Consider the following 6480-nt stretch of genomic DNA (forward strand, 5'->3'; position numbering starts at 1 on the left):
ACGAATTTAGATGTCTGGTATAATTTATCCTCGTAGGTGCTGTCTATTACAACGCGCTCACGAATTGCGCGGCACTGCTATGCCGCGCCCTGCGTAGAGTTGCCCATATGTGTAGCAGTACGCTGTCTGTGAACTGCGAAAAGGCGGAGAAAGACACGCTGCGGAAACCCGACTGCCGTTCCTATTTTCGAAGCGGTCACATATAGGGAATCTGCGCCAGATTAGGAAGCAAGGGAAAGGTAGGAGTTCAAAGAGGAAGGAAAACCGCAGGTTGTCCTTCCTCTTTGCCCCCCCGCGGCGGGCGCCGCAACGCTCCCGCCGTCCGCAGACGGCGAATCCTCCCGCTGAGGTTCAGCGAAAAACTCTCCGCCCGGAAAGGGCGAACTCGCTGACGCAGTTCGAGCACCCCGCACAATCGATGCAGAAAAAAGAGCCGCCCGTCAGGGCGAACCCGCCTGCGGCAGTTCGCGCACCCCGGTCAGCCGGTGCAGAAAATCCGGGAAATCCCGAAAAAATTTTCCCTGCCGAAAAGACAGAAAAACGCCCATTCTCACGCTGAGAAAACGCCTATCCGAATGGTATAGTTAGCAAAACCTAACCACACGGAATTCAGCCGAAAATTTCTCTCGAAAAAGTGCTTGACATATTGGTTAGGATATGCTAACTTATATACATGGTTAGCCGAGGCTTACTGATACGCCCCGTTGACCGGCACGCTTCCTCACGGAACGGGAACGTGCTGAAAAGTTATAAAAGAAACAGCTTCCTCTGTATTTTGCGCATCATTCCGAACAAAACCGTTAAGGCATTGCGCGGCTGAATGGCTAACCGCAGCCGCGCTGTTCGGGAAAACCGCATACCAAACGTACAGACCGGAAATACTGTAAACGGGAGGTGCATCAGCAATGCAAAATGGCTTGGATCGACTTTTAGCAACCTACTGCTCGCCGACACTGGCGGGCATCAAACCGGCAAGTCTGGTGTCGTGCGACCGGAATTTATATCCCGATCTGCCGCAGCGGCTCAGCGAATACCGCAATGCTTTCGCAGCACGAGAGATTCACTTCGAGATCGTCTGCGCCTGCAGCGCACGCTTCCTCTTGCTGGTATACAACAAGCCGCAGCTTGAACGCCGCATGGCGGACCCGCAGGTGCAGCATGTGCTCCGGCACTTTGCGTACCCGGTCGGTCAGCCGCTCGATGTTCTGCTGCGCAATCTCAAGCGCCGCATCGCCATGTCCAAGGACTTTCCGCACGAGATCGGACTGTTCCTCGGATACCCGATCGAGGACGTTGTGGGCTTTATTCGATACGCCGGAAAGGGCTGCAAATTAAGCGGTCTCTGGAAGGTGTACGGCGATGCCGAGGCGGCATCCCGACTGTTTGACCGCCTATCGCGGGTATGCCGCGCTGTGACCAGACGCGTTGACAAGGGCGAAACCCTTTTTGAAGTGTTTGCAGCATAGCATAACTCGATAGAACTACAAATATAGAACAATACATGCGAAGGAGCAAAATTATCATGAGCAAAGCAGCAGTTATTTTCTGGAGCCAGACCGGCAACACCGAGCAGATGGCAAACGCAATCGCAGACGGCATCCGCGAGGGCGGCATGGAAGTTGACGTACTGAACGTTGCGGACACCACCCCGGCTGACGCTGTTAAGTACGCAAAGATCGCTCTCGGCTGCCCGGCAATGGGTGCTGAGGTTCTCGAGGAGACCGAGTTCGACCCGTTCTTCACCGAGCTGGAGAGCAAGATTTCCGGCCTGAAGGTTGCGCTGTTCGGCTCCTACGGCTGGGGCGACGGCCAGTGGATGCGTGACTGGGTACAGCGTACCAACGACGCAAACGCTGTCATCTACACCGATGAGGGTCTCATCCTCAACGAAACCCCGGACGACGACGGCATCGCAAAGTGCAAGGAGTTCGGCAAGGGCTTCGCAGCATTCTAAATTAGATTTTCTCTTGCGGCGTGTGCATACCTGCGCGCAGCGCCGAAACAATTTCTCACGGTCGTAACTGATACGACGGTATCAGTTATGATACAAATATCCTTTCTTGTCCCGGGGGAAACCCCATGGCATACTGCCCGGTATGTCAAAACATAACATGAGCCCGCGGTCATCCGGAACAATGGCCGCGGGCTTCCTCCTATCTGCGGAAAAGGCTGGTCGGCAGCGGCGTCCGCTATGATACAAATATCCTTTCTTGTCCCCGGGGAAACCCCATGGCATACTGCCCGGTATAGCAGGGTAGTATGAGCCCGCGGTCATCCGGAACAATGGCCGCGGGCTTCCTCCTGTCCGGCGGAAACCGGCAGTTAGCGACAGCATACTGCACAATTAGCCGCGGCAAACTCTGTGCAGATTAGTTAGCTTTAACAAACTTGTTTTTTCCGTATTGACACAAAAGGTTAGCTGGTGTAAACTTCAAATGATAAATAGGTTAGAGCGGTCTAACCTGATACAAAACACTTTTTTTCGCGCAGAGATTACAGAAAAGGAGAGGATTACCATTATGCCGCTTACGTTAATGGATGTTGGTGTAGAGACCACCGTAAAGACCATTCGAGGAAAAGACCAGACGAGAAAGTTCCTGCAGAATCTCGGCTTTGTCGAGGGCGCAAAGGTCACTGTTGTGTCTTCTCTGGCAGGCAACGTGATCGTAAACGTGAAGGATGCGCGCGTCGCAATCTCCGAGCAGATGGCTTCGCGCATTATGGTTTAATTGCAAAGGGGGCAAACGCAAATGAGCAATCTGAGACACACGCCGGTCGGCGCCACCGTAACCGTCCGCAAGATTGAGGGCGAGGGTGCAACCCGCCGCCGCATCATGGATATGGGCATCACTCGCGGTGCGGAGATCTATGTCCGCAAGGTAGCGCCGCTGGGCGATCCAGTTGAGATCACCGTCCGCGGCTACGAGCTGTCGCTTCGCAAGGCAGACGCTGAGATGATTCAGGTTGACTGATTTCGATTGAAACCACGGTTTCAATCGAGGGCTGACGAAAAACCGCGCCCTTTGGGCACATTTTTTCGTCCCTTGTATAAATTCCGTGATACATGCTCCCGGAATTTATGGATTTGCGCTGCAAATCCGATTTTATGCGTGCTGACGCACGAACAGAAAGCCGTCAGCAGGCGAATAAACTCGTTAAATTTTTTTACATAGGGGTTAGCGTACACTAATTATTCCGTGCTCACTGATCCTTAGAAAGGGGAAAAAACATGTCAATTCGTTTGGCACTTGCCGGCAACCCGAACTGCGGCAAGACCACGATGTTTAACGATCTGACCGGTGCGACCCAGTATGTCGGCAACTGGCCGGGTGTTACCGTGGAAAAGAAGGAAGGCAAGTTCAAGGGCGACAAGGAAGTCCTGATCACCGACCTGCCGGGTATCTACTCCCTCTCTCCGTACACGCTGGAGGAGGTCGTTGCGCGTGATTATCTCGTAAATGAGAAGCCGCAGGCCATCATGAATCTGGTGGATGCCTCCAACATCGAGCGCAACCTGTACCTGACCACCCAGCTGCTCGAGATGGGCATTCCGGTCGTTGCGGCGCTGAACATGATGGATATCGTCAAGAAGCGCGGCGACGTGATCGACGTAAAGAAGCTGTCCAAGGAACTGGGCGTTACGGTCGTTGAGACCGCAGCCATCAAGGGAGAGGGCACCAAGGAGCTGGTCGAGGCGGCAAAGAAGGCTGCCAAGGAAGGCAAGGCTCCGGCTCGCATCAAGTTCTCCGACACCGTTGAAAATGCGGTAAACGAGATCGAAAAGCTGATTGCAGACGTTACCGAGCCGGCACAGCGCCACTGGTTCGCTGTCAAGCTGTTCGAGCGCGACAGCAAGGTGCAGGCGCGCTTCACCCTCGGCAAGGACGTGCAGGACAAGATCGAGAAGCTCATCACCGCCGTTGAGGAGGAGCTTGACGATGACGCGGAGTCCATCATCACCGATGAGCGCTATCAGTACATTGGCAAGCTGGTCAAGGACTGTGTAAAGAAGAAAAAGACCGGTCTGTCCACCTCGGATAAGATCGACCACATTGTTACCAACCGAATCCTCGCTCTGCCGATCTTCGCACTGGTCATGTGGCTGGTCTACTACGTTTCCGTAACCACCGCGGGCGGCATCTTCACCGACTGGGCGAACGACGGTGTGTTCGGTGACGGCTGGCATTTGTTCACCATCGGCGCTGCTGATTATGAGGAAGCAACCGCCGAGTACGACGACCAGATCACCCGCCGCGACGCATGGCTCGAGGCTGCCGACGAGGCCGGCATCGACACCGCTGCGCTGACCGAGGCGCTCGAGGCCGAAGAGGCTGACGAGACCGCTATCGCTGACGCAGCTGCTGCTATCGAGGCAGACCCGGCTGCTGCATCGGTTGTCGGCACTGCCGAGTTCGAGGACGAGGACTCCGGTGAGGTTACCACCGAGGACGTTACTCTTGCGACTTTCGAGGAGACCATGACCGCCGAGGAGCCGGACCCGGCTGATTTCGGTGTATGGGTGCCGGGTATTCCGGTGCTGCTGGAGAAGCTGTTCGCTTCCATGGGCGTTAACGAGGACGGCTGGGTTTACAGCCTGGTAATGGACGGTATCGTTGCCGGTGTCGGCGCGGTTCTGGGCTTCGTTCCGCAGATGCTCATCCTGTTCTTCTTCCTCGCTATCCTCGAGGACTGCGGCTACATGGCGCGTGTTGCGTTCATCATGGACCGTATCTTCCGCAAGTTCGGTCTTTCGGGCAAGTCCTTCATCCCGATGCTGATCGGCTCCGGCTGCGGCGTACCGGCTGTCATGGCTTCTCGTACCATCGAGCAGGAGCGCGACCGCCGCATGACCATCATGACCACCTGCTTCGTACCGTGCGGCGCTAAGCTGCCGATCATCGCAATGTTCGCAGGCGCGTTCTTTGGCGGCTCCGGCACCATCGCATTCTCCGCATACGTTCTGGGCGTGCTGTCCATCATCATCTCGGGCATCATGCTCAAGAAGTTCAAGATCTTTACCGGCGACCCGGCTCCGTTCGTCATGGAGTTGCCGAGCTACCACGTTCCGACCGCAGGCAACGTATTCCGCTCCATGTGGGAGCGCGGCTCCTCCTTCATCAAGAAGGCAGGCACCGTCATCCTGCTGTCCACCATCTTTATGTGGTTCACCCTCGGCTACGGCTGGGAAGGCGGCGCGTTCTGCGCGGTATCCGATATCGACAACTCCATCATGGCGCGCATCGGCACTGTGATCGCTCCGATCTTCACGCTGCCGGGCTTCGGCACCTGGAAATCCGCCGTTGCCACCATCTCGGGTCTGGTCGCAAAGGAGAACGTTGTTGCTACCTTCGGTCAGCTGTATCACTTCGTCGGCGAGGTTGCCGAGGACGGCTCCGAGATCTGGAGCGAGCTGGCTGCTGACTTCACGCAGGTCGGCGCGTATGCGTTCATGGCATTCAACCTGCTGTGCGCACCGTGCTTCGCGGCAATGGGCGCCATCAAGCGTGAGATGAACAACGGCAAGTGGACCGCACTGGCCATCGGCTACATGTGTGCTTACGCTTACGTTGTATCCACCATCATTTATCAGATCGGCGGTCTGATCACCGGCGAGCTGACCTTCGGTATCGGCACGGTCGTTGCCATCGCGTTCATCGCGCTGATCATCTTCCTGCTGTTCCGCAAGCCGGCCAAGGCTGACTCCACCGAGGGCCTGCGCCGCATGAGTGTGGACGCCAACTGATTTCTTTCGGATTTGAAAGGAGGCTTTAACCATGAGTATTGGTGATATCATTCTGGTATTGATCGTAGCGGCTGTCGTGTTCTTCGCGGTCCGTTCGGTCTTCGTCAAGAAGTCCGTCGGCTGCAGCGGCGACTGCGCCCACTGCGGCGGTGCCTGCCATCACACAGCGCCTCCGGACAAGAAAAAGTAAACACCTCTCTAAACCGTTCGGCACTCTGGTGCCGGACGGTTTTTTGCGTTAAGATCGTACTCTCGGACAGGGATTCGCAGGCAGAGCTTTTGCGGTTCGTCCTTTCCGGGCGGAGAGTTTTGCCGTGAACCACGACGGGGAGTGCCGCTACGCGCGGCGGGCGCACAAGAGGGTAGACAACCTACGGTTTTCCACCCTCTTGTGAATCTCCCCTTTTCCCTCAAGGGCTTGGGTGCAGATGGTAGACTGCGTAAGCAGGAAAAGGGGAACGGCAGAGGATTTTTACTACCGCGTGGTATAACACCTTTCCGCATTTCGGCTGCCGTACTGCCACATCCAATTTGGGTCTGCGCAGGCGCGGCATAACAGTGCCGCGCAATAGTTTTACCGGTGCAGGTTATCTCAATCCTGCGGTTGTAGCTGATTTGCACTTGAAAACGGCATGTGCGGCACTGCTATGCCGCGCCCTGCTGGAAGTAAACCGTATGTGTAGCAGTACGGTATCCGACACTGCGAATAGGTTGAGAAAGACACGGAAGAAAAAATC

The 6480-nt window shown here is 55.8% G+C and carries 6 protein-coding genes; all 6 read left to right on the forward strand.

All coding sequences use genetic code 11. The features are described 5' to 3' along the window. Positions 1-905: 905 nt before the first annotated feature. The 6 genes from DW806_RS14295 to DW806_RS14320 all read left to right on the forward strand — a co-directional run bounded on the left by DW806_RS14295 (position 906) and on the right by DW806_RS14320 (position 5933). On the forward strand, positions 906-1466 hold the full coding sequence (locus DW806_RS14295; RefSeq protein ID WP_117492742.1) for a DUF3793 family protein: 561 nt from the start codon (positions 906-908) through the stop codon (positions 1464-1466). A 56-nt stretch (positions 1467-1522) separates the two neighbouring features. Further along, positions 1523-1954, forward strand: a complete 432-nt coding sequence (locus DW806_RS14300; RefSeq protein WP_116704598.1) for a flavodoxin — start codon at positions 1523-1525, stop codon at positions 1952-1954. A 565-nt stretch (positions 1955-2519) separates the two neighbouring features. Beyond that, positions 2520-2729 carry a FeoA family protein gene (locus tag DW806_RS14305; RefSeq protein ID WP_188885631.1) on the forward strand — a complete coding sequence of 70 codons (210 nt, stop codon included), beginning with the start codon at positions 2520-2522 and terminating at the stop codon, positions 2727-2729. A 21-nt stretch (positions 2730-2750) separates the two neighbouring features. Continuing rightward, positions 2751-2972, forward strand: coding sequence for a FeoA family protein (locus DW806_RS14310; RefSeq protein WP_110435064.1), 222 nt, complete (start codon positions 2751-2753; stop codon positions 2970-2972). A gap of 257 nt (positions 2973-3229) precedes the next feature. Beyond that, positions 3230-5743, forward strand: coding sequence for a ferrous iron transporter B (feoB, locus tag DW806_RS14315; RefSeq protein WP_118730376.1), 2514 nt, complete (start codon positions 3230-3232; stop codon positions 5741-5743). Positions 5744-5774: 31 nt separating this feature from the next. Next, the gene (locus DW806_RS14320) at positions 5775-5933 is read left to right on the forward strand and encodes a FeoB-associated Cys-rich membrane protein (RefSeq protein ID WP_243022778.1); all 159 of its coding nucleotides are present in this window, start codon (positions 5775-5777) and stop codon (positions 5931-5933) included. The last annotated feature ends 547 nt before the right edge of the window (positions 5934-6480 follow it).

The organism is Butyricicoccus sp. AM32-19 (assembly GCF_003480365.1).
Lineage (GTDB): Bacteria > Bacillota > Clostridia > Oscillospirales > Butyricicoccaceae > Agathobaculum > Agathobaculum butyriciproducens.

What these genes read in the sequence shown, in the direction of transcription:
- DW806_RS14310 (WP_110435064.1), top strand. Translation starts at nt 2,751, where the DNA reads ATGAGCAATCTGAGACACACGCCGGTCGGCGCCACCGTAACCGTCCGC.
- DW806_RS14300 (WP_116704598.1), top strand. Translation starts at nt 1,523, where the DNA reads ATGAGCAAAGCAGCAGTTATTTTCTGGAGCCAGACCGGCAACACCGAG.
- DW806_RS14295 (WP_117492742.1), top strand. Translation starts at nt 906, where the DNA reads ATGCAAAATGGCTTGGATCGACTTTTAGCAACCTACTGCTCGCCGACA.
- DW806_RS14305 (WP_188885631.1), top strand. Translation starts at nt 2,520, where the DNA reads ATGCCGCTTACGTTAATGGATGTTGGTGTAGAGACCACCGTAAAGACC.
- feoB (WP_118730376.1), top strand. Translation starts at nt 3,230, where the DNA reads ATGTCAATTCGTTTGGCACTTGCCGGCAACCCGAACTGCGGCAAGACC.
- DW806_RS14320 (WP_243022778.1), top strand. Translation starts at nt 5,775, where the DNA reads ATGAGTATTGGTGATATCATTCTGGTATTGATCGTAGCGGCTGTCGTG.